The organism is Streptomyces sp. NPDC030893 (assembly GCF_055571535.1).
Window position 1 is genome coordinate 484,070 of record NZ_JBVIFC010000003.1, and the last position, 21,358, is coordinate 505,427.

Below are 21,358 nucleotides of genomic sequence, written 5' to 3' on the forward strand. Positions count from 1 at the left end.
TTCAGGAGCGCCCGCAGTACGGCCGGACGATCGACAACGGGTGTGGGTAGGAAGGGCGAGGGATGAATCCGCTGGAGCTGGCTGATCGGTTGCGTGAGGACTACCGGCGGTTCACCTGGACCACCTACCCCATCGCCGACCCTGGCTTGCGTTCACGCCTGGAACGGTTGGTGGACGAGGAGGCGCTGCTGTGGCGAGGCCCGTACCTGTCTGTCCAGCCGCGCTTCCAGCTGGACGCTACGTTGGCCGACCTCTCCACGAACATCGGGTTGCCACCAGAGATCACGGGCGCGTTCCCACGGGTAGAGCGTCTGTTCACACATCAGGTCACGGCGGTTACCCGAATCCGACAGGGCCTGAACACACTGGTGGCCACTGGTACGGGGTCGGGCAAGACCGAGTCCTTCCTCATCCCGGTCGTCGCGCATGCCTACGAGAATGGGCACCGTCCGGGTGTGAAGGCGATTGCGCTGTATCCGATGAATGCCCTGGTCAACGACCAGGAGGACCGCATCAAGGCGGCGTGCGAGGCACTGGGGCTGACCTACGGCGTCTACACGGGCGCGACCCCGACACACGACCGCACCCGGATGCAGGAGATGCCCCCGGACATCCTGCTGACCAACTACTCCATGCTGGAGTACATCCTGACCCGCCGGGAGGACCGGGAACTCTTCCGGAACGGGGTGCTGCGCCATCTGATCCTGGACGAGATCCACACCTACCAGGGCGCGCTGGGCACCGAGATCGCCGGCCTGGTGAGGCGGCTTCGCGGTCATGTCGCCGATGAGGGGCTGGTATGTGTCGGCCTGTCCGCGACCGTCAGCGCCGGAGGCGACCACGCGGTCGATCTGCAGCGCACCGCGGAGTTCGCGAGCAGCCTGTTCGCCGCCCCGTTCGACGTGGACGGCATCATCGAAGAGACGGCCGTGCCCCAGCCCGAGCCGGATGTGAGCCTGATCGGCCCGGCGCCGGACCGCGAGCAGCTCCGCCAGGCCCTTGCCGACGGCGGGGACACCTCCCGGCTGCGGGCCGTACTGGGCGATCCACAGGCCAGTCCGGTGCTGGATCTGCTGCGGGCGCACCTGTCGGAGCCCAGCACGGTTGATGAGCTGATGGAGCTTCTCTCCGGTCTGCCGCAGCGGCAAGGGGCCGACCGGGATGCGCTGGAAGACGAAGTAGCCGGCTGGCTGCTGCTCGGGGCGGACACCCACACCCCGGAGGGCCCGCCCGTCCTGGAGGCCAAGGTTCACCTGTTCCTGCGGAGCCTGCCCACGCCGGTGCGCTGCGCCGGGGAAGCCGAGCATTTGCTGCTGGACGGCGCGACAACGTGCAGCCACGAAGGCTGTGGCGCGAAGGCCACAACACCGTTGGGGGTCTGCCTGGGCTGTGGCCAGGATTACGACCTGGAGCGGGACGATCCCGACGGTCCGGTCGCTCGCTATGTGGCCCGTCGCCTGACGGCCGATGAACCGCTGCAGGTCCCTCGGACTGGTGACCGGAACTGGTACCCGGCGCGCCGGTGCACGAGCTGCGGCAAGGACGCCAACGGTGCCACGTGCCTGGGGTGTGGAGCCGCGACTCGCGAGGTTGTTGTCGCTGTGCCGGAGCCCGATCGGCCGCTGACGCGGTGCCCAGTGTGCGGGTATCTGCGCGCGCACGGCGCGGTGCAGGAGTTCACCGCCCGCACCGCCGCCGCGGTCACGGCCGCAGCGTTCAGCCTGCACACCGGGCTGGCGGCGCAGAGCGATGACGAGATGCTGCGGCGCCTTCTGATCTTCGCCGACTCGCGGCAGGACACCGCCTTTCAGGCCGGCTACCTGCGCGACCGGTCCCGGGCCGTGCAGGTGCGCCGTCTGATCGTGGATAGCATCTCCGACCGCGTTCGTAATGAGGAGCCACCCGCGAGCTTCAACAGCTTGGTCGAGGATGTCTTCCGGCGCGGCCAGGAGTCCGGTCTCTACGAGGATCCTGCAGGTAAGGACGCCCGCCGACGGGCCCTGCGTGTGTGCGAGTGGGACCTGCTCGGGGAAATCGCCAGCGACGAGCGACGGCCGCCGACCCTGGAACGCCTCGGGCTGGTCACGATCGGCTACCCCGGCCTGGAAGTGCTGAGTGACGATGCGCTCAAGCCGCTCACCGACACACTGGGCGCAGACGCCGCTGCGGCACGCTGGTTGCTGGCCCGCATGCTCGACCTGGTTCGCACCCGCGGCGGACTCGGCCACGACTTGCTCCAGAAGCGTCTCGACGCCAAGACCGAGGCCGAACTCGTCGACTCAGGCGCCACTATGGGCATGGGGCAGTCCATCACCGGCTATGGCGAAACCAACGTCAGGGTGCCTGGCGCCAACCCCTTGGCCATCAGCGCCAAGAGCGCGGCCGGCCGCCTGGTGCGGACCGCATTCCCAAGTGTGACCAGGTCCGACGCTGTCGAGCGGGGTGTGCGCAAGGCCGTTGACCTGCTGGCCGAGCACAGCCTGTTGGAAGGCACTCAGGTAGGCAGCGGCCGACAGCGGGTGGTGCTGCGCCAGGTTCCGCCACAGGCTCTGGAGATCAGGCCCGCCAGCGAAACCACGTACCGGTGCCGTGCCTGCCGGGCCGTGCAGCCCGGGCCCTCGCCGCAGAACAGGTGCGCCACGTTCAACTGCAAGGGCACCATGGAGCCGTGGCAGGGCGACCGGGATGACCACGAGCGGCTGTTGGCCGCCAGCGACGCTCCTCTGGTCATCAAGGCTGAGGAGCACTCCGGGCAGGTGCCCCTGGAGAACCGTGTGCAGATCGAGGAGCGCTTCAAAGAGGGCGATCTCAACCTGCTGGTGTGCACCATGACGCTGGAGCTGGGCGTGGACCTTGGCCAGCTGCTCGCCGTCATCCTGCGTAACGTACCTCCGCGCCCGAGCAATTACGCCCAGCGCGCTGGCCGAGCCGGACGGCGGGAAGAGCGGGTCGCGCTCGTCGTCACCTTCGCCGGTGGCATGCCACACGACAGCTACTACTACGCCCGGCCTGTGGAAATGATCCGCGGCGCCATCCGCCCGCCGGCGTTCCTGCTGGACAACCAGCGCGTGCTCAAGCGCCACGCCCGGGCCATGGCCCTTGAGCTGTGCGGGGAGAACCTCCCGCAGTGGATGCGGGGTCTGGTTACCGAGGACGCGGATGGAACCCTCCACGGCATCGATGAAGTCAAGACTGCCCTCGCTGAGGGACGCGACCGCAACGCGGCCAAGGTCCTCGCCGCGTTCCGTCTCGGCCTAGCCGAAGAGGATCTTCCGTGGCTCACCGAGGACTGGGCATACGAGGTGGTCGATTCCTGGATCGACGACCTCGACGCGCACGTCGAGCCGTATCGCATCCGCCAGAAGGGTCTGCTGGAGGAGTGGATGCAGGCCGCCAGCAAGCCGGGGAACAAGGAAGCCTCCCGGGCCCTCACCAGTATCAACGCCAGTCTGGAAGCCATGCGCAGCGGCGACCGCAACCGGGCGTACGTGCTGTCCTACCTCAGCTCCGTCGGCTTCCTGCCCTCCTACGCCTTCCCCACCGACACCACCAGCCTCGCGCTGGAACGCGAGACGGCCGAACTGTCCCAGGACTCCGTCCAGGCACTCAAGGACTACGCCCCCGGTCAACTCGTCTACGCCCGCGGCGACAAGTGGCTCGTCGACCAGGTCGACTTCCGCCGTGCCAACCTGATCAACTCCGACGGCGTCGGCGCCCTCGACCACATCAACCTGTGCAACCGCTGCGACACTGTGAACGCCCCCACCAACGCGCATTGCCTGTCCTGCGACAGCGACGACCTGAGCCCTCAGCTCAGCGTGCCGATGCGCGCCATGCGCGCCTCACGTCGTCAGCGGATCTCGGCAGACGAAGAACACCGCTCCCGCTCCCCCTTCGAAGTCACCCACCACCTCGGCGCCCCCAACACCGCCGAGACCTTCCTCTTCGAACGTGACGGCCTCGTCCTGCAGTGGGAGCGCGGCGCGGACCTGACCGTCCTCAACCGCGGACGCATCACCAGGAATCAGAGCAATAGCGAGCGCTTCGTCATCTGCACCGGGTGCGGCTTGTGGTTCGATGCGATCCCCGGCCCCACGCCGACCCGCGCTCAGCGAGATCGCCAGCAGTTCCATGACAAGATCTGCACCAACCAGCGACTCGAATACAGCATCCTGCAGGTTGACCGCCGCGTCGACTGCTTGCAGGTCCTCCCTGACCTGGAAGCACTCGATATCCTTCCGGACCGACTGGAGGAGTTCCTCGCCAGCGTCCGCGCCGCCTTGGACCTCGGCTGCCGCGTCATGCTCCAAGCCGGCGACGACGAGGTCTCCGGCTTCGACTGGCCACGGCCCGACCCGGAAAGCGACGAAGCCACCTTCCGGCTCGCTGTGCTATACGAAGAGGTCCCCGGCGGTGCCGGCTACCTGCGCCAGCTCGCCGCGCGCTTCGGTGAAGTGGCCGCTGCCCTCGTCCCGGTGCTGGAGGACTGCTCCTGTGAGCGCTCCTGCTACGCATGCCTGCGCTCGTACGGCAACCAGTTGGAAGAAGACCTGCTCGACCGTCACGTCGCCGCAGATTTCCTGCGTCGCTTCGCTGATGCGCCGACGGTGGACGGACGCCGGGTGCCCAGCTACACGGATGCCTTCCACGGCCGCCCGCGCTCCGCGATCGAGCGGCGCCTCGCCATCGCGTTGATGGCTCTTGGAGCACCCCGCGGCCACGCCCAGTACAACTGGGGAGACCGCGGCTCCACCGACGGAACACCCCGCCCCGTCACTGTGGCCGACTTCGCCTGGCCCGACCAGAAAGTCGCTGTCTTCTGTGACGGCTGGAAGCATCACCACACCCAGGAACGACAGGCATCGGACAAGGCCAAGCGAGACGCCATGCGGGCCGATGGCTGGACCGTTCTGTCCTACTGGGGCGGCCAGATCGTCCGCAACGCCGAGCAGTGCGCGGAAGAAGTCCTGGAGCGCCTCACCACCGAGCGCTGATTAATCCAACGGCCCTGGTAGTACCAGTCCTTGAGGCGGTACTACCGGGGCCGTCACGTCAGGCGGGACCGGTCATCGACCGGCGTGGCGTGAGAACCAGCGGGATCTCCTCGCCAATCTTTTTGGCCAAGCCGCGGGCGAGAGCAAGACCATCGAGAATTGCGGCCACCTGCTTGATGACCACCCGGGCGGCGGAGAGGCGCTCCCCGAATCCGTGAACATAGTGCGGATATCCGCCGGGGCCGAACTTGGCGTCAATCACCCACCTGAGCTCTCCCTCCAAGCGTGAAAGAAAATACATAGCTGCTCTACTGCTATCACCCATGTCAATCTCTAGCCTGACGTATAGACCCACCGCGTTGCCCAACACCGTGGATTCTTCTCTCTGCGTCATCACGAACACCGACATCGTCAGTATCCTTGGACGGTCACCCTCATCAACGGTCAGGGTGTAGCGGGAAGGTTCGGGCAAGAATTGACCTCCAACATGGAAACAAGAACACCCGAGCGGCACCGCGCCATTTTACGGTGGTCGTACTTTGACATACACGGCGCCGGGCATCCAAGCCTGCCAGGCGTTATCTGCGTCTGCCGTAAGCGAATCCCAAGGCATGACGAGGAACCATCAATACTGGATGTCGATGTCCCGCAGTTTCCAATTTCTGACCCGCTGGAAGCGGAATCGTGAGGCGGACTGACCAGACATGCCGACGGACGCACATCCGCCGGACCCCCCCTTGGAGAGCAGCTCCTCCGGCCAGTTCGCGACACCGCACAGCAATCGAATACATGGCCGAGTAATCGAATGCCAGTTTACGCCAGCGAGTGCGTTGTCAGTGGGGTCCGGTATACCGGTCGACTATGAGTGTTACTCAGAAAGCTGCTGCGTCCTCCTCCGGCCGCACGAAGCCGCGATCGGTTGACTGCGACTCTCCAGATGACTACAACCCGGCTGCTGCGGTCCTAGCATCGCGGGACGCCGGCCCTGACGGAGGAAGAGACCCGCAGACCGCGCAGGACGACTACCTGCTGGTGGAATTACTGAGTGCCGCCTTGGCGAAGATCCGCCTCGAACGACAGCGGACCGGAATTCAAGCCCACGGAACGGCCGAGTCGGGGCCATTGCCGCGTGCGTGGCGTGATGCACGGGGCCGCCTGTGGTGGAAGGCGCAGACACTGAGCTTGGAGGGGCCCGGCAACGACCTGGAACTGTTCGACTGGTGCCGTCGCCCGCTGGGGTCGTGGCCTGTACCTCTGTCGCTCTCTGAAGCCGATCTCGAAGCGGTGCTGCTGGAGGGAGATTCCCTGTCTGAATTCGCCGAGCAGGCGGCAGACTTGGTTCAGCACGCTGACGTCGAGGCAGAACTCGTTCAGAATCAGGTCTTCGCCGCCCTGATGTTGTGTGCACGGATGAACGGTGGCGACGATGATGCGGTCCAGCGGGTCTACTGTCGGCTGCGGCGCCTGCTGATCGACCTTCCGGTACTCAGCGACCGCGAGGTCCTAGCGCTGGCGCGGGAGCTGCCGGCAACGGACTCCGACCATGATTCGTTCCTGGCAAAGTTCGTCCGCGTCGCCTACGTTCACCACCCGGTCCAAGCGCCGGGGAAAGTTCGCCTGCGACGCTGCGCCGCCTGCCGAAATTTAGTTGACGACGGGGCCGTTGGCTGTGGGACTCCCGGCTGCGCGGGGGTGCCGGAGCGGCACGAGGTGGCGTGTCTGGGTGGGTATTGGACTCAGCACCGGGCCACCCGCCAGTTCTTCCACGACCCGGGACTGCTGGAGGGAAGGTTGCTGGACCACCTGGGTGAGCTCGTCGACGACATGCTGTGCGTCGAGGACTGGCCGTGCTTGGACGCCTGGGATATGGCATTGACGTTCAAGGACCAGGAACCGAGTGCCGAAGCGGAGTGCTGGGCCGTCGACGCTAAGGACTGCTCAAGCCCAGCCCTGCTCGCCCGAGGCTTTCGCTGCGATTCCCGTGTGCTGGCGCGCAGGCGCATCATCGTCATCCCCATGCACCGCCTCAAAACTCCGGGCTACCACGCGGATCTCGAGCGCGAACTACAGGGCCGGGTTTCCGGCGTCGAGGTCCTCGACGAGAGGACGTTCCTGCGGCAAGTCACCGTCCGTGCACGCCAGTCAGGAGAAAGGCGATGAGGGACACCCGCTCCTGGAGCAAGTCACTGGTGAAGGAGCTTGCGGACGACAGTGTGCGCCCCCTGCTCGGCCCCCTCAGGCCCTGGGAAGTCTGCGCCCTTGAGGTGGGCCTGTCGTTTCTGGACGACTATCTGCCCGGCCAGGGCGTCGGAGCTCTATGGCCGGTGCTTTCCGGATACATGCGTCTGGATATGGACCTGGGCCCGCAGATCCGGACTCTGCGGGAGCTGATGGGCCCGCTTGCCAAGACCGGGACCATGCGGGAAAAGCTCGATCAGTACGTGAAGCTCCCGGCACAGGTACGCGGCTTTGAACCCTGTGACATGCTGGGGCACAAGCCGGAGTTGTCGACCGTGTTCACGCGCCGGTCCACCCCGTACGCAGCGGCCCGTCATGACCTCTACCGTCAGACGCTGCAGACAATCGCCCCCTATCAGACGGCCTCCTCGTACCGGCCGCCGCTGCCGGGTTCGGTGTGTTCCTTCGAGCGGGCCGACGGCAGGCGGGAACAGATCCGCGTCCCCGAGACGCTCATCCCGGCGCCGGCACCAGCGGTGCTGCCCGCAGCAGCCTCCCGGCTGCAGGAGCCCATCCCCCTCACGCGGGACAACTTCCAGTGGGCCGCCGAACAGATCGACAAGATCCTGGAAGCCCATCCGGAGATCGAAAACCGGGACTTCGTCAAACGGTTCGAGCAGATGGAAGCCCTGCTGGCCGACCACACCGAAGGTCATCTCATCGATCAGCGGTGGCGGATGACCATCGACCGCCTGTGGCACGTGGTCGGCCTGATGAACAGTGGTAAGTCCACCCTGCTGGACCTGATCGCCTTCATCATCGCCCACCGCGGCGGCAAGGTCGGGTTCGTCCTCGCCTCCGGCAGCGACGTGTTCGCCAAGGTCAGCTTTCTGCAGGCCCTGGGCATCGACACCGTGCCCATCTTCGGACGCACCCGGGAAGGCGTCCACAAGGACCGGTTCTGGCGCTCGCTCCTCCACGACGGCGAGAAGACCTTCCCCACGGGTCTGGACCCTGCCGCAGCGTTCGCCGACGACCAGTGCTACCTGGAGGAGCTACGGCTGACTAGCAGGACCGACCGGGCACCACTGCCCCGCGAGGAGCGCCCCTGCACAGGGCGGCTCACCGTGGTCGGCGAGAGCGGTCGTCGGGACTGCCCGCTGCTGTCCCGGTGCCCGTCGCATACGGCGGCACGCAAGGTTGCCGAAGCACAGGTGTGGGTGACAACCGCAGCGGGTCTCGCGTCGACGAGGATGCCGCAGTCCCAGATCGAGGTCCGCGTCGCCGAAGCGGCCCAACACCACTTGTCTGTCCTGCTCGTCGACGAAGCCGACACCGTGCAGCAACAGTTCGACGACCGGTTCCTGCTGCACGAGATCCTTTCTCAGCCCGGCAGGGGCTGGAGTCACCGGGTGGGCGACCGAATCGGGCAGCGGCTTGAGCACTCCTGGTTCCTCGATCTGCTCAACCCGGAGGTGACGGCTGGCGACAAACATTTCCGTCGGCACGATCAGGCACTGACCGAGCTGTACCGGTTGGTCATCGCCCCTGGTGCGGATGCCGTGCGCGCTGTCATCACCGAGGGACCGTTCACCGGGTACAGCCTCCTGCGGCGCCTGACCCGCGGCCTTCACGGCCTCGGCGAACGAACCGACTTCACGGACAAGGCAGAACTGGAAGAAGCCGCCGACCAGTATTTCGAAGACCACTTCGCCTCGCTGCTCTCTGCGCCGTTCCAGGCGCCTGCGGCGAACTGGGCCGAGTTGATCGAGGCGATGACGGCAGCGCATGACACTCGTGTCTCGGCCCAGGAGGCCGCGGAGGCGTGGATCACCACGCACCAGCCCGCCATTGAGGAGGCGGATGTCCGGGACGCGCTGGCGGAGTGGGCACAGTTGCTGCAGGCCGGGGTGTGGGCCGCGCGGATCACGACCTCTTTCTTCGAAGTCGCCCAACGGCTGCCCGCCATCAGTACCTTCCCGATCGGTGACGGGGAGGACTTCTGGAGTCGGCAGCCGCCGCGTGACCTGATGCCGTTCGTGCCCGAACAGGCTGCCGGGAACCTGATGGCGCTTCAGTGGCAGCCCAACCCCGGTGGTGGCAGCGGATCGTTCAGCATCCTGTGGCTGCGCGGGGTCGGCCGCTGGCTGCTCTACCACCTTCATGATCTCCTGGCAGCCGAGGGCATCGAAGGGCCACATGTCGTCCTTGCCTCCGCCACCAGCTGGATGCCCGCCTCTCCCCGCTTCCACCTGGACGTCGCCCCGAACCTGGTACTACGGGAGCCGGCAAAGGCCAGGGCCGCGCTGAAGGAGAGCAAAATGTTCCTCCGCCCGCCGCGCTACCCCGACGGCCGCCCCGTCTTCACCTCCGGCACCGGCGGCAACCCCACCCTCCACGCCCACGCCCTGTGTACAGCAGCCGACTGGATCTGCAACCCCGCCTCCGGCGCGCGCGAATCCCTGTTCCAGCAGGCCCGTCTGCGGCTGGCCCCCGACCGTCAGCAGGTCCTGTTCACCGTGCAGAGCACCCGCGATGCCCAGACCGTCGCCGACTACATCAACCACAAGACCCCGTACACGGCCCTGCACGTCATCCGCGACGACGACCCGCCCACCCGGCACAGCATCCCGAGGCGCCGCCTGCCCGCCTTTGCCGCGTCCGGCGCGGACATCCTGGTCGCTGCCGAGGGCGCTGTCCAACGCGGCCACAACATCCTCAACGCCCGCCGCGTCGCCGCCCTGGGCGCGGTGTTCTATCTGGCCCGCATCCACCCACCCGCGGACGATGCCACCTTCCCACTTTCCCTGCTCAGCCGCGAGGCGATGCGCCGCCTCCGCAACCCTATTGAGCTGGCCGACCCCTTGATCGATCCCGTCGACCTCGCGCGCAAACTCCGCTACGGCGAACGCCGCCAATGGCAGCAACGGGTAGGAGAGCCGGTTCTCTTCTCCCGCCTGACCGACCCCGTCGAACACGCGGCGTTCGTCGGCAACTTCCTCGTCCCGCTCCACCAGACGATCGGCCGCGGCATCCGCGGCAACGAACCGGTCCTGGTGTACCTCTGCGACGCCGCCTTCGCGCCCCGCACCGCCACGCTCGATGAAACCGCCGCCGACACTCCCCGCACGAGCGTGATCGTCGCCGCCCAGCAACTCCTGCACGGCTGGCTTACCGATCCAGGCCCGACTGCCAGTGCGGCGGAGCGCCTCGACCACGCGCTCGCCCACGCCTGCTGGGGCCTGGCCTCCCATCTCCTCGACAACATCGACTGGGGTCACCGCTGATGCCTGCCTACCGCGCCACCCAAGCCACCGTGCTCACGTTCACCCCCGGGTCCAGCTGGCCCGTCACGGGCTACCGCGCGACCTGCCCACCGGGGATGCTCAGCCTTCTCCAGGCCGCCTGGGAAGCCCGTCCCGGCCGCCGAAAGCGCAACGGGCCCGACAACCTGCCGACCAAGTCACTGCGGGACCTGCTCACCCTCATCGATCCGGACATCACCTCCGTGCAGTGGGACCCGCGCCATCCCGCTTGGCTTCGCGCTCGCACCGAGATCGACCCGGACCTGCTGCTGATCGCGCTGTCGGCATGGTCCTCCGCCCACGTCGCGCCCCACATGCCGGACACCGACTGGTACGGCCGTCTCGAAGGCGCCGGCCAGTTTGAATGGATCCCCGAAGTCCTCGACCTGGCCCAGCACGGCCTCCACCCCAACGGCACCGCCAACCCTCCAGCGCACGTCTTCGACCTCCTGCCCAGCCTCGTCGCCGAACACCTCACCACCACTGGACTCCGGCCCCTGGGCCACCACCGTGATCTCCGCCTCGGCCCCACCCAAACCGACGGCCGCCGCACCCTGCACCTCGGCCAACCCGAACTACTCATCGAAGAAGACGGCGCGGCCGGCGCCAGCGTGGACGTCCTCACCTTCCACCTGGAAACCGTCCCGGGCGTCCCCGAAGTCCATCTCCACGTCGACCTGGGCATGACCCGCTTCGCAAAGAACGCAGTCGACTACATCCCCCGCCGCGGAAACGGCGACCCCACCGCCAGCGTCCTGCTCTCCGCCAAGGAAGGATTCATCCACCGCCGCGAACGTCCCATGCTCCTGCAGAGCTCAGTCACCATCCGCCGACGCGGACAGGACACCTCCTGGGCCTGGCAGCCGGGCGTCACCAGCATCCTCGCCCGCCTCACCCACCACGAGCCACCCAGCCTCGACGAGCTGCGCAACGCCCCTAGCAACGCGGCGGCACAGCCGTTCGCCGCCCACCTCGTCCACAGCACCGGCATGACTTACCGCTACCCGGACCAGGACGGCGCCCCGCCGGCTCGTACCACCCACGAGCACCCCGTCGGCCACGGCTACCAGCCCCGCGACCACATGGAGGTCCTCGCTCAGGTCGCCCGACAGCTTGAGGACAAGGGCCTGGTCCCGCTGACGCCCACGCCCAAGGCGCGGACCCGTTCGAAAACGCGCCTGCCGATGCAGCTGCCCGACTCCCCCACGTATGAACTGGAAGTCTGGGCCTCCTCCGACCGCACCTGGCAGTGCCTGCAGATCGCCGCCGGCAATCTCGGCCTGGCTCCCGCCACCTCAACAGCGGATCGCACCAGCTTCACCGGGCCGATCAACCTCACCCTCCACCGCCACGACCCGCAAGACCTCACCGCCGGCCTGCCACGCTCCACCGAGTCGGACCCAGCAGCCCGGCGGGCCGCCTACGAAGCCAGCGAGGCCGAACGCACCACGCGAATCACCCGTGCATTCCCCCGCCTCGCCCACCCCATCGCCTGCATCGTAGAGATGGAAGGCGCGGCCTACTTCACCCGCACACGCCAGCGCGACCCCAAGCCCCTCTTCAAGAAGGTCCTCCCGAGCCTCCGCCGTAACGTCCAGGGACTGCGCCCCATCCCGCCGGCCAACCCCAATCCCAGCAAAGCAACCCTCGCCAAGCGATTTCCCGGCACCGACTTCTCGACCACCGACATCGAGCGCGCCAGTTCGGCTCTCCGGGACGCCCTCCGCCAGGCGGGGCACCTGCCCAAACTCCCCGCCCCACCCGGCGTTGACGGCCCCTTCGAGCTGATCACCGTATGGCTTGCCCCCGCCGGCGAGCGGATGCTCGTGCCCATGCTGATCCGTCAGCACACCCACGAGGAACCCACGGCACAGCTCATGACGACGACGGGCAGCCCCACCGAGCGCCCCATGCCACTGACCGCGTTGCCAGAGGCCCTCGTGGCCGGACGCGGACGCGTACCCCGTACCGCTCGCGCAACCCTCGCCGACTTCCTCACCAACGCGCTGTCGCTCGACTCCACCGCCAACCGCCTGCTGCTCGTACGCCGCGCCCGGACGAGCGACAAGGGCATCTGGCCCTGGCTACAAGACGGCCGCATCACCTTCGACCAGCTCGTGCTGCCGGGCATCGACATCACGGCCTCCAATGCGGACCCAGTCCGCCGCAAGCCCGGCGACCAACCGGGCCTGCGCATCGTCCGGCTACGCGAGCGCAGCGACCGCTCTGCGGTACCCAGGGCTTTCGGCGTCACCCAGGAAATGGTCAGCGCCGGCGACGGCACCGACGAACTGATCCCGGTCACCCGACACGGGCGATTCTCCGGCCTGGTCGAAGTCGGGGAACGCGCCTTTTGGGGCATCAACCCGCGCTCGGATCAGAATCAGACCCCTCTCACGATCACCAAGTTCGACCCGGCCCAGACCGCCAACCGGACCTGGACGTGCTCCAACCCGAGCTCGCTGGAGATCGTGCCCGCCTTCCTCCAGGACGGTGACAACCCGGCCGACTGGGCCATGTACGTCCACGCCCAACGACGCCTCCACACCCACACCGCCATCGCCACCACCTGGCCCGCCATCGTCCACCTCGCCGAACTGATGGAGGAATACGTCCTGTGAAGTGCCCGGGCGGGCATGGCTGTGCCCGGCCACTTGGGTGCCGGCCAGACCGGATACGGCACAGATCACTACCGGGCGGTCGGTGTCAGGCCGGGGGTCGAGTGTGGGCAGTATCTGGACCAGTTCGTCACAGCCGCTCACGCGGCGACAGTCGAGTAGCTCGACTCGGTGGCGGCATCGGGAGCCCCTGGGGGTATGCCCCCTTCACGGCGCCTTCTTGACCGCCTCGGTATAGCGGCGAAGAAACTGCCCCAGTTCTAGAGTCGATCTGAGCCGCTGCCAGGCGCCAACCCACTTGCATTTTATGGCCGTTGGTCGATTTTGGTACTGCAAGGAATGGCAACATCCGGCCCTTTCCCGGCTGGCGAGAGCGGCAGTACGGGCCGAATACTCGCCGCCGAGAAGTGCCAGCTCCAGTGGGCGATGACATCCGCGGAACGCACCACCCGCGAGCCCGGACAACCAGGCGCACGGCTGCGCTGCTACCTCGACCTGCGCCAGCCCCTTAACCCGCCGGGCCACCCCGATGACCGCTGGTAGACGGCCGCCGGGGCTGTTGCGCAGCCCGCGCAGCAGCCCCGGGCGCCCACGATGCCAGCCCAAGGGCCAGCGCCACTGGGAGACATCTACGGCGCCGGGTCTGTCAAACGAGCGGTATGTCCAGAGTGGTTGGGTTACTGACGGGCGGCTGAGCTCCGGCCGTCGAAGGTGACGTCTAGGGCGTTCAGGGCGGTCTTCCAGCGCATGGTTCAGCGCGCCTGGCCCCTGCCGGTGGGGTCAAGGGACATGATGGCCATGCAGATGCCCTTCAGGGCGGCCTGTTCGTTGGGGAAGTGCCCGCGGGCCTTGACCGCCCGGCGGAGACGGGCGTTCACCGACTCGATCGCGTTGGTGGTGCAGACGATGCGGCGGATCTCGGGCATAGGGCCCGAGCGCACCTTGCGGCGTTCACTCATCACCGCGACCGGCCGGATCTGCCACCGCATACAGGCGTAGGCCGACGACCCGTTCCAGCTCGTCGTTGGCGCACGCTCCCTCGCCGACCCCCAGGCTCTCGCACCCGCTGGACGGGCTCCCGTCACAACAACCGAGCCCGACACGCGCCTCCCGTGCCAACCCGTGGCGGCCGCCCACTCGGCGGGCCCTTCTGTGCAATTGCAAGCCTTCAGACCATCGTGGCGAAGCACCGGACATCACTCGCCTGCGACCGCATCCCGCCCCGGCGGCTCGCCCGTGGGGGGCAAGCTTCGGCCATTCTCCATGGAGACGAGCCGTCACTTACCGCATCAATATGCTTTTCGCATTTTTCTTTCTCCTGCACTTGAAAACACCCCTTCGAGGGACGGCGCACCCCCTGTGAGATCGCTAGACTTTCACCCATTCACCTCTGGCCGTGAAATTTTCACGCCGCTGGTGAAAACGGAGGAGTGGAGTCCAGGCCAGCCGACACGGGGAGTTGTCGCTGGTCACAACAGGAAGGCGGGCAGGCGATGTCCACGATTTACAACGGAATTAACGCCGGCGAACTGAAGGAGGCGCTCTGGGTCAAGGCGTCCCGCAGCGACGGCATCAACGAGTGCATCGAGGTGGCCGCGGTCGGCGAAAACATCGCCATGCGCAACTCCCGGGACCCCCAGGGACCCGCACTCATCTTCACGCGCGGCGAACTGTCCGCTTTCGCCGACGGAGTGAGCAAGGGCGAGTTTCGGCATCTGACCGACTGAAATCTCATGGCCTGGGCTTGCTCTGAGCTGATCGGGCGATTAATCCTGTTGCCGCCGCGGCGAGGGTGCCGCTCACGCAGAAGGAGTCCGCACCGTGTCCGCTCACCTCTCCGCGATTCCAGGGCCAGGACAGAAACCGCGGCCCGCGCCACACCCCGTGGCGCGGGCCGTCGGTGCGATGCTGAAGCAGCACCGGGACCAGATGGGCTGGACGCAGGCCGAAGCCGTCTCCCGCGTCCCGGAGATGGGGTCGGTCCCCACCCTCAGCAAGTACGAGACCGGGAAGCAGGCCCAGGACCCGGTGAGGGTCGACGTCTTCCTCCGCGCCTGCGGCGCCACGGACGCCGTACGGGAGGAGGCAGCACGATCCCTGCAGCGGATGCAGAACTCGCCGTCATGGGCCAACCCCTCCGACGTCGTCTCAGAGCCCCTGGCCGGCCTGTTCGCCCTGGAGGCCACCTCCAAGGTGATCCGGACCTACCAGGAGACCGGCGTCCCCGGCATGCTCCAGACACGCAGGCACGCGCGCGCCCTCATGATGGGCGTGGCCGACGCGCAGCCCACCGAGGAAGGCCGGCGCACCTACCGCAGGCTGGTGAAGCGGCGCCTGGAGATCCGGCTGCAACGCCAGGCCCTCCTCGACGCGACGGACGGAGCGGACGACTCCCTGATGTATGAGGCCGTCCTGTGGGAGGGCGTGCTCAATACGCCGGTCGGCGGTCCGGCCGTGCACTGCGAACAGCTGCTGCACCTGTTCACCCTCGCCGCGACCCGGCCGAACATCCACATCCGTATCCTGCCGTGGTCGGCCAGCCACGAGGGCGTGGCCTTCCACCCGTCCATGATGCTGCTCAAGCCGTACGAGAACACGGTCGGCCGTGCCCTGTACCTGGAGACCCGGAACAGCAGCGGCAACCTGCTGGTCGATGACGAGGAGATCGAGAAGTACCAGGCGTCGTTGGAGGATCTGTGGACGAGGGCCTTGTCGAAGACCGAGTCGTTGGACCTCCTTGAGCAGTACATCAAACCGCTTCTCACCGAGTTCCGTGCGAAGCAGGGGGATGCCTAAGGGCTGTCCCGCAATGACCTGGAAGCCCATGCCGGGGTTCGAAAAGTGGCGATGCCGTGCGAGCAGTGCGCGTACGGTGCCGGAGTGATCGACACTGATGGCGCTCGGTTGGGTGCGGAGGCCGCGCGGCGGTTGGCTGAGGCGGACTGCTGTGAGATAGCTCCAGGGCTCACGGATGAAGAGTTCAGCCGGATCGAGGCGACCTATGGGTTTGAGTTCTCCCCAGAGCATCGTGCCTTCCTGGCGGGAGGGCTGCCGGTTGCCTCACCTCCCGAGGAAGGCGCGACGTGGCAGCAGCCCTGGCCCGACTGGCGTCACGCGGATGTAGACGACCTGCGCCATCGGCTGGAGTGGCCGGCACGAGAAGTGCTGGCCGACATCGCTCATGGCAGCTGGCATCCGGCCTTGGGGGCGCGTCCCGCCACCAATGATGAGGCCGTGGAGGTGACCCGAGCGGTACTTGCGCAAGCGCCGCAACTCGTTCCCGTATACGCGCACCGCTTCATACCTGCGGGTCGCCACACCCCGGGACATCCGGTCTTGTCGGTGTGGGGAACCGACATCATCTGCTACGGCCACGATCTGGCCGACTACATCGACCGCGAGTTCAGTGAGGTTGACGAGGATGCGCCTTGGGCTCCGCAGGCGTCCGTGCCGTTCTGGAAGGCCTTCCTCGGCTGAGACTGCCGCCAGATGGTGCCGGTCGTAAATGATCTCTGTCGTGCCTGGTGTGATCACGGCCTCGGAGCCGTCCTGGATAGCCCCATTCGCGGGGCTGAGCCCGCGCTGCTTCGGCAAGCTGCTGACCACGCTGCGGCGCGATGGAGCAGATGCAGTCCACCGAGGCCGGCCGTGGAGCCTGCCGCTGGAGGACCGGGTGTTGCTTGTCACGGCCTATTGGCGTACCAACCTGACGTTGCGACAGCTCGCTCCGTTGTTCGGCGTCTCGAAGTCCACGGCCGGCCGAGTCATCAACCACCTCGGCCCCCTGCTCGCGCTTCGGCCCCGCAAGCGGTTCGCCAAGAACACTGTGCTCATCGTGGACGGCACCCTGGTCCCCACCCGGGATCACACCATCGCCGAGCGGTCGAAGAACTACCGGTACTCCACCAACCACCAAGTCGTCATCGACGCCGTCACCCGCCTGATCGTCGTGGTCGGCCGACCGCTCGCCGGGAACCGCAACGACTGCAAGGCATGGGAGGAGTCCGGCGCCAAGGCCGCCGTCGGCAACACCCTCACGATCGCCGACGGCGGCTACCCGGGCACCGGACTCGTCATCCCGCACCGCCGGGAGCGCGGCCAGACCGAACTCCCAGCCTGGAAAGAGGATCACAACAGGTCCCACAAGCAGGTCCGGGCACGGGTCGAGCACGTCTTCGCCCGCATGAAGACCTGGAAGATCCTCCGCGACTGCCGCCTCAAAGGCGACGGCGTCCACCACGCCATGCTCGGCATCGCCCGGATGCACAACCTCGTCCTCACCGGATAGATCAACGGGCTTCACCGTGATCAACCATGCCCGAGGCGACCCGGAGATCATTTACGGGACAACCCTTAGCGGGCTGCCTCTTCCTGACGCCGTATTCGTCGTACCCCTGCCCCGGCGGCTGACGCCGAAGATCGGCGTGGTCTTGCCCACCCGACCCCGCAGACTGGACGCGGGCACGGATTGCGGATCCGACGTGCCCCTGCCCTGCCGGCCAGAATGTCTGCGGTGATGTCGGACAGCGTCTGACCCGACCCGACCCGAACGCTCCGGTGCGGAAAAGCGCCAGGGCATCCTCGGAAAACAGGTGTACTCCGCCGCGCCGACCCCTGACTGAGATCACCGCGTGCGCCGACGTCCTCTCGCTCACGGACATGCAATGCCTCCTCGCGGCATAGCCGGCCCGCTGCGTGCCCCGGGGTTGCACCGAGCATTCCTTCAAGACCATCCGGCCACTTAGGACCGGCTCGCGTGCGGTCCGCCCGGCGTAGCGGCGGAGTGGACGGGGAGTATGTCAGCCCAGGGAATCGATCAGGTCGTTGCACGCCTGTTCGCAGCGGCGGCAGGCTTCGGCGCACACGCGGCAGTGGTCGTGCTGGTCGGCGTGGCGCCCGCACTCGTCGGCACAGGCTTTGCAGACGGTGGCGCATGCCTGGAGGATCGCGCGGGTGATGTTGGCGTCGTAGCCGGTGTGGCGGGACAGTACCGCGGCGGTGGCATTGCAGATGTCGGCACAGTCGGCGTTCGTGCGGATGCACTTGGTCAGTTCACTGACCATCTCCTCCGACAGACATGCGTCCGCGCACGCGGTACACGCCTGTGCACAGGCGATGCATTCCTCGATGCACTGGGCGAGCTTCTCCCGGTCCACTCCGCCCAGATCGGCAGGGTAGGTACCGAGCATGTCCTTGACTGCAGTGGCCATAAAAGAACCCTCCAGTGGTGTCCAGCGACGGCTGATGCCGTCCACGTAGGGGTAACACCACGCCGGACGCCGCAAACCGCCGAGTGCTCCGTCAGCACCGCTCGGCCCTGATCGCGGTCGCGGTGCGTTGAACCTGGCGCGAACGGAGGCAACGGCGGCGGCCGCAGATGAGGGGGCAGGGGTGGGTGGCGGCGAGGAGGCCGTGGAGACGATGCGCCGAAGGTTCGCGGCGATCAGCCCCTTCACGTCGCGTCCCGGAACCGGAGGCGTGCCGACGCTGCGAACAGGCGCCAACGCTCTGATCACCTCCCTGGGCCGGCGGTCTTGCGGTTGGCCGGCACCCGTACCCCGGGGTAAAGCACCGGCGACTCGTGCGGTTCAGGACCTGACGTGACGAAACAGCGCGTACCCCGTCCCGGCGAGGCCGGCGCGGTCGCGGCGCGTCCGATGCGGTGGCGGCTCGCGCGCCGCTCGTTGGTAGTGCCTACGCGGGTCCCTCCGGAGAGCCGCTTACGACGGCGGCGTCCAGGGCGGGACGTTACTACGGGGAACCGAGTTCGACGCGCTTCGGACTCCCCTACTACACACTGGAAACCCCGTCGTCCATGAGCCGCATCAACCCGGAAGGCGGCCGGAGGAACTGCGGACTGTGTGCGACCGCCGGCGACGACCTCATGGCCGGCCGGAATCCGAACGGGGTGTCTGGAGCAGACCGCCCGCTGACGCGGGCCGAGTTGTCAGCGATGACGGGGCTACCGTTCCGGAAGGTCGGCGGCCTCAAGGTCATCATGAGCGACATGCTGCGCTGGGGACCCGGTGCTCGGGCGATCATAGGAGCACGGCCCAGGAAGGGCGTGGGTCACTACCTCAATGTCGCGAACATCGATGGAAAGGTGGTCTTCCTCGACTTCCAGTCGGGCAAGGCCAATCCAGCGCACAAGAAATACCGCGACTACTACGTGACGAGGACCAACTGACATGCTCGACCCGGAAGAAGCCGAGCGCAGGGCCGCGGAGTTCCTCACGGAGGAAAGCAGAGCATGGGGCTGTCCTCCAACGTGAGGATCATTCCCGAGTACTGCTTCACGGACAAGGGACGGTTCATCGCTCCCTACGACCATGTCGAGTACCTCGATCACGGACGTCAGGACATGCAACTCGGCGGGAACCTGCCCGTAGCCGTCGACCTGAATACCGGAGCGTGCTCCTTCGTCACCCGGGAGGAAGCGGATGACCTGATGGAGCGTGACCTGCTTTGAGTTCGAGCAAGCGGGTCATCCCGGTGAAGTAGCGGATTTGCCGTGCCTTCTGGTCTCAACGGCCGAGTGAGCACCGCTGTAGGACTACTGGAAAGGCACGGCAGTCCGCACGCAGTCCGGCCCGGGTGACCGCGACGCTGCCGCGTGCGAGCCCCGGCCGTCACCCAGCAGGGAAGCCCTCTTCGATGTCTTGCCCTCCTGGATGCGGCGTTCGCCGTACGTCTGGGTGTGCGGGTCGTGGCGCAGGCGGGTAATGACGATGCGGTGCAGGGCGGTGTTGGCCCGCCGGTCGCCGCTGTGGTTGAGCCGGCACGTGCTACCTCGGCCGGAGGAACATTCGATGAGGCTAGCTCCGCAAAGGGCGGTAAAGGACGCCTCGGTGTTCAGCTGCTTGGGACGTCCGTCATGGCTGCGATCGCAAATGCAGCGTCCACGAGGACAGCGCTGGAAGACAAACTGCATGACGAGCCGAACGCGTCACGCGTGCACGCACAGTCAACTTCACGGCGCCGCCTCACCGGAGCGCTCCGGTGAGGCTGCATCGCATGGCTCCGGGCAGAGGCCCGCCAAGGATGCTCCTCGGCGGGGCCTCGGTCTATCACCGACGCCCCTATAACGCAGGGGTGCGGGAAGCCGGTCTGACCAGGTTGAAGACCTCGCGGGCTGCGTATCGCTTGAGGCATCGGACGATCTCACGGCGGGTCTTGCCCTCCTGGGTGCGGCGTTCGTAGTACTCCTGGGTGCGCGGGTCGTGGCGCAGGCGGGTGAAGACGATGCGGTGCAGGGCGGCGTTGGCCTGCCGGTCTCCGCCGTAGTTGAGCCGGCGCGTGCGCCGCCGGCCGGAGGAGTACTCGATGGGGCTGACTCCGCAAAGGGCAGCAAAAGACGCCTCAGTGTTCAGCCGCTCGGGATTGTCTCCCATGGTGATCAGGAGAGTGACGGCGCTGTCCGGACCGATGCCCACCGGTGTCAGTAGCTGTGGGGCGTTACGTTCGACGAGCCGGGTCAGGCGTTGGTTCAGCTCATTGATCTGAGCCGTGAGCTGTTCGATGCGCTCGGCGAGCATGCGTAACGTCATATGGGTGGCCTGGGTCACCGCGTCCTCGTCTCCCCCACCGTCGGGTGGGCCGAGGCGCGCGCAGGTGCGGAACAGCTCGGCGTTGCCGAGGCCCGACAGCCGTTCTCGCAGAGCGGGGTCGGCGATGACCAGGACGGCTTTGAGCTGGTTGATCGCCTGGGTGCGGGCCTTGACCGCGGAGTCCTTGGCGAGTTTGTAGATCCGGGCACTGTGCACGGGTCCGTCGCCGGCTTTGGCCTGGGCCCGGGCGCGACCGCTGAGCACGGCCCGTGCGGCGGCCTGAGCGTCGAGCGGGTCCGACTTGCCGAGCAGACGGCGGGCCGTGCGGTCGGGCCGGTTCACCTCGAACACCTCGACCTGCTGAGCCAGCAGGTAGCGGGACAGGCCCGCTCCGAAGGTGCCGGTGCCCTCCACCCCGGCCCGGCGCACCGTCCCCCGCTTGCGGGCCCAGACAAGCAGTTGTCGGTAGCCGACCGCCGTGGCCGGAAAGGACTCGGTTCCCAGGACCTTCCCGAGCGGGGAGATCACGGCGGCGACATGCACCTCGCCGTGCGTGTCCACGCCCAGCACGACCTCGCCCCGACTGGGCGGATCCGTACTGGAGGAGGTGCTGCGCTCTCTGGTCGTCATGGTGGTTCGCCTCCCGGGTGGTGACGTGCTGGGTGGATGGCACCGGCCCGCTCGGGCGGTCTGAACCGTGATGGCGCCTGAAACTC

Annotated in this window: 15 protein-coding genes and 1 pseudogene; 11 read left to right on the forward strand and 5 right to left on the reverse strand. The window is 67.2% G+C overall.

Features of this window, described 5'->3' with window-relative positions; translation table 11 throughout:
* Positions 1-62 precede the first annotated feature (62 nt).
* Positions 63-4,994, forward strand: a complete 4,932-nt coding sequence (locus ACZ434_RS09890; RefSeq protein ID WP_468453633.1) for a DEAD/DEAH box helicase — start codon at positions 63-65, stop codon at positions 4,992-4,994.
* 58 nt (positions 4,995-5,052) lie between these two features.
* Here the strand turns inward: ACZ434_RS09890 and ACZ434_RS09895 are convergent, their stop codons facing one another.
* Positions 5,053-5,403: a hypothetical protein gene (locus ACZ434_RS09895; protein WP_468453635.1), complete on the reverse strand. Its 351-nt coding sequence runs from the start codon at positions 5,401-5,403 to the stop codon at positions 5,053-5,055.
* 644 nt (positions 5,404-6,047) lie between these two features.
* Between ACZ434_RS09895 and ACZ434_RS09900 the strand changes: the two genes are divergently transcribed.
* From ACZ434_RS09900 to ACZ434_RS09915, 4 genes are all read left to right on the forward strand, one after another.
* The gene (locus ACZ434_RS09900) at positions 6,048-7,154 is read left to right on the forward strand and encodes a restriction endonuclease-related protein (protein ID WP_468453637.1); all 1,107 of its coding nucleotides are present in this window, start codon (positions 6,048-6,050) and stop codon (positions 7,152-7,154) included.
* Positions 7,151-10,459, forward strand: coding sequence for a pPIWI_RE_Z domain-containing protein (locus tag ACZ434_RS09905; RefSeq protein WP_468453639.1), 3,309 nt, complete (start codon positions 7,151-7,153; stop codon positions 10,457-10,459). The genes ACZ434_RS09900 and ACZ434_RS09905 overlap by 4 nt, the downstream gene beginning before the upstream one ends.
* On the forward strand, positions 10,459-13,098 hold the full coding sequence (locus ACZ434_RS09910; protein ID WP_468453641.1) for a pPIWI_RE module domain-containing protein: 2,640 nt from the start codon (positions 10,459-10,461) through the stop codon (positions 13,096-13,098). The genes ACZ434_RS09905 and ACZ434_RS09910 overlap by 1 nt, the downstream gene beginning before the upstream one ends.
* 423 nt (positions 13,099-13,521) lie before the next feature.
* On the forward strand, positions 13,522-13,638 hold the full coding sequence (locus ACZ434_RS09915; RefSeq protein WP_468453643.1) for a DUF6207 family protein: 117 nt from the start codon (positions 13,522-13,524) through the stop codon (positions 13,636-13,638).
* A gap of 134 nt (positions 13,639-13,772) precedes the next feature.
* On the opposite strand, the pseudogene ACZ434_RS09920 reads toward ACZ434_RS09915, so the two are convergent.
* Positions 13,773-14,015: pseudogene (locus ACZ434_RS09920) on the reverse strand (transposase); the annotation flags it as partial.
* A gap of 573 nt (positions 14,016-14,588) precedes the next feature.
* Here ACZ434_RS09920 and ACZ434_RS09925 point away from each other — a divergent pair.
* The 4 genes from ACZ434_RS09925 (at position 14,589) to ACZ434_RS09940 (ending at position 17,383) form a co-directional block, all read left to right on the forward strand.
* Positions 14,589-14,822 (forward strand): DUF397 domain-containing protein, encoded by a 234-nt coding sequence (locus ACZ434_RS09925; protein WP_468453645.1) that lies wholly within the window; start codon positions 14,589-14,591, stop codon positions 14,820-14,822.
* Positions 14,823-15,000: 178 nt separating this feature from the next.
* A complete protein-coding gene (locus ACZ434_RS09930) occupies positions 15,001-15,891 on the forward strand; it encodes a helix-turn-helix domain-containing protein (protein ID WP_439453983.1) in 891 nt (296 codons plus the stop codon).
* 84 nt (positions 15,892-15,975) lie between these two features.
* Positions 15,976-16,572 carry a hypothetical protein gene (locus tag ACZ434_RS09935; protein ID WP_468453647.1) on the forward strand — a complete coding sequence of 199 codons (597 nt, stop codon included), beginning with the start codon at positions 15,976-15,978 and terminating at the stop codon, positions 16,570-16,572.
* Between the two features lie 40 nt (positions 16,573-16,612).
* Positions 16,613-17,383, forward strand: a complete 771-nt coding sequence (locus tag ACZ434_RS09940; RefSeq protein WP_468453649.1) for a transposase — start codon at positions 16,613-16,615, stop codon at positions 17,381-17,383.
* 511 nt (positions 17,384-17,894) lie between these two features.
* Here the strand turns inward: ACZ434_RS09940 and ACZ434_RS09945 are convergent.
* Positions 17,895-18,305 (reverse strand): four-helix bundle copper-binding protein, encoded by a 411-nt coding sequence (locus tag ACZ434_RS09945; protein ID WP_468453717.1) that lies wholly within the window; start codon positions 18,303-18,305, stop codon positions 17,895-17,897.
* A gap of 605 nt (positions 18,306-18,910) precedes the next feature.
* On the opposite strand from ACZ434_RS09945, the gene ACZ434_RS09950 reads away from it, so the two are divergent.
* Together ACZ434_RS09950 and ACZ434_RS09955 are read left to right on the forward strand one after the other, a co-directional pair.
* Positions 18,911-19,282: a toxin glutamine deamidase domain-containing protein gene (locus ACZ434_RS09950; protein ID WP_468453652.1), complete on the forward strand. Its 372-nt coding sequence runs from the start codon at positions 18,911-18,913 to the stop codon at positions 19,280-19,282.
* 63 nt (positions 19,283-19,345) lie between these two features.
* Positions 19,346-19,564, forward strand: coding sequence for a hypothetical protein (locus ACZ434_RS09955; RefSeq protein ID WP_468453654.1), 219 nt, complete (start codon positions 19,346-19,348; stop codon positions 19,562-19,564).
* An 84-nt stretch (positions 19,565-19,648) separates the two neighbouring features.
* On the opposite strand, the gene ACZ434_RS09960 is transcribed toward ACZ434_RS09955, so the two are convergent.
* Both ACZ434_RS09960 and ACZ434_RS09965 read right to left on the reverse strand, forming a co-directional pair.
* Complete coding sequence (locus ACZ434_RS09960) at positions 19,649-20,026, reverse strand: transposase (protein ID WP_468453656.1); 378 nt, start codon at positions 20,024-20,026, stop codon at positions 19,649-19,651.
* 148 nt (positions 20,027-20,174) lie between these two features.
* A complete protein-coding gene (locus ACZ434_RS09965; RefSeq protein ID WP_468453658.1) occupies positions 20,175-21,272 on the reverse strand; it encodes an IS110 family RNA-guided transposase in 1,098 nt (365 codons plus the stop codon).
* Between the last annotated feature and the right edge of the window lie 86 nt (positions 21,273-21,358).

Coding starts and splice junctions, on each gene's coding strand:
- ACZ434_RS09890 (WP_468453633.1), top strand. CDS start 63: ATGAATCCGCTGGAGCTGGCTGATCGGTTGCGTGAGGACTACCGGCGG.
- ACZ434_RS09895 (WP_468453635.1), bottom strand. CDS start 5,403: ATGTCGGTGTTCGTGATGACGCAGAGAGAAGAATCCACGGTGTTGGGC.
- ACZ434_RS09905 (WP_468453639.1), top strand. CDS start 7,151: ATGAGGGACACCCGCTCCTGGAGCAAGTCACTGGTGAAGGAGCTTGCG.
- ACZ434_RS09910 (WP_468453641.1), top strand. CDS start 10,459: ATGCCTGCCTACCGCGCCACCCAAGCCACCGTGCTCACGTTCACCCCC.
- ACZ434_RS09915 (WP_468453643.1), top strand. CDS start 13,522: ATGACATCCGCGGAACGCACCACCCGCGAGCCCGGACAACCAGGCGCA.
- ACZ434_RS09925 (WP_468453645.1), top strand. CDS start 14,589: ATGTCCACGATTTACAACGGAATTAACGCCGGCGAACTGAAGGAGGCG.
- ACZ434_RS09930 (WP_439453983.1), top strand. CDS start 15,001: ATGCTGAAGCAGCACCGGGACCAGATGGGCTGGACGCAGGCCGAAGCC.
- ACZ434_RS09945 (WP_468453717.1), bottom strand. CDS start 18,305: ATGGCCACTGCAGTCAAGGACATGCTCGGTACCTACCCTGCCGATCTG.
- ACZ434_RS09950 (WP_468453652.1), top strand. CDS start 18,911: ATGAGCCGCATCAACCCGGAAGGCGGCCGGAGGAACTGCGGACTGTGT.
- ACZ434_RS09955 (WP_468453654.1), top strand. CDS start 19,346: ATGGGGCTGTCCTCCAACGTGAGGATCATTCCCGAGTACTGCTTCACG.
- ACZ434_RS09960 (WP_468453656.1), bottom strand. CDS start 20,026: ATGCAGTTTGTCTTCCAGCGCTGTCCTCGTGGACGCTGCATTTGCGAT.
- ACZ434_RS09965 (WP_468453658.1), bottom strand. CDS start 21,272: ATGACGACCAGAGAGCGCAGCACCTCCTCCAGTACGGATCCGCCCAGT.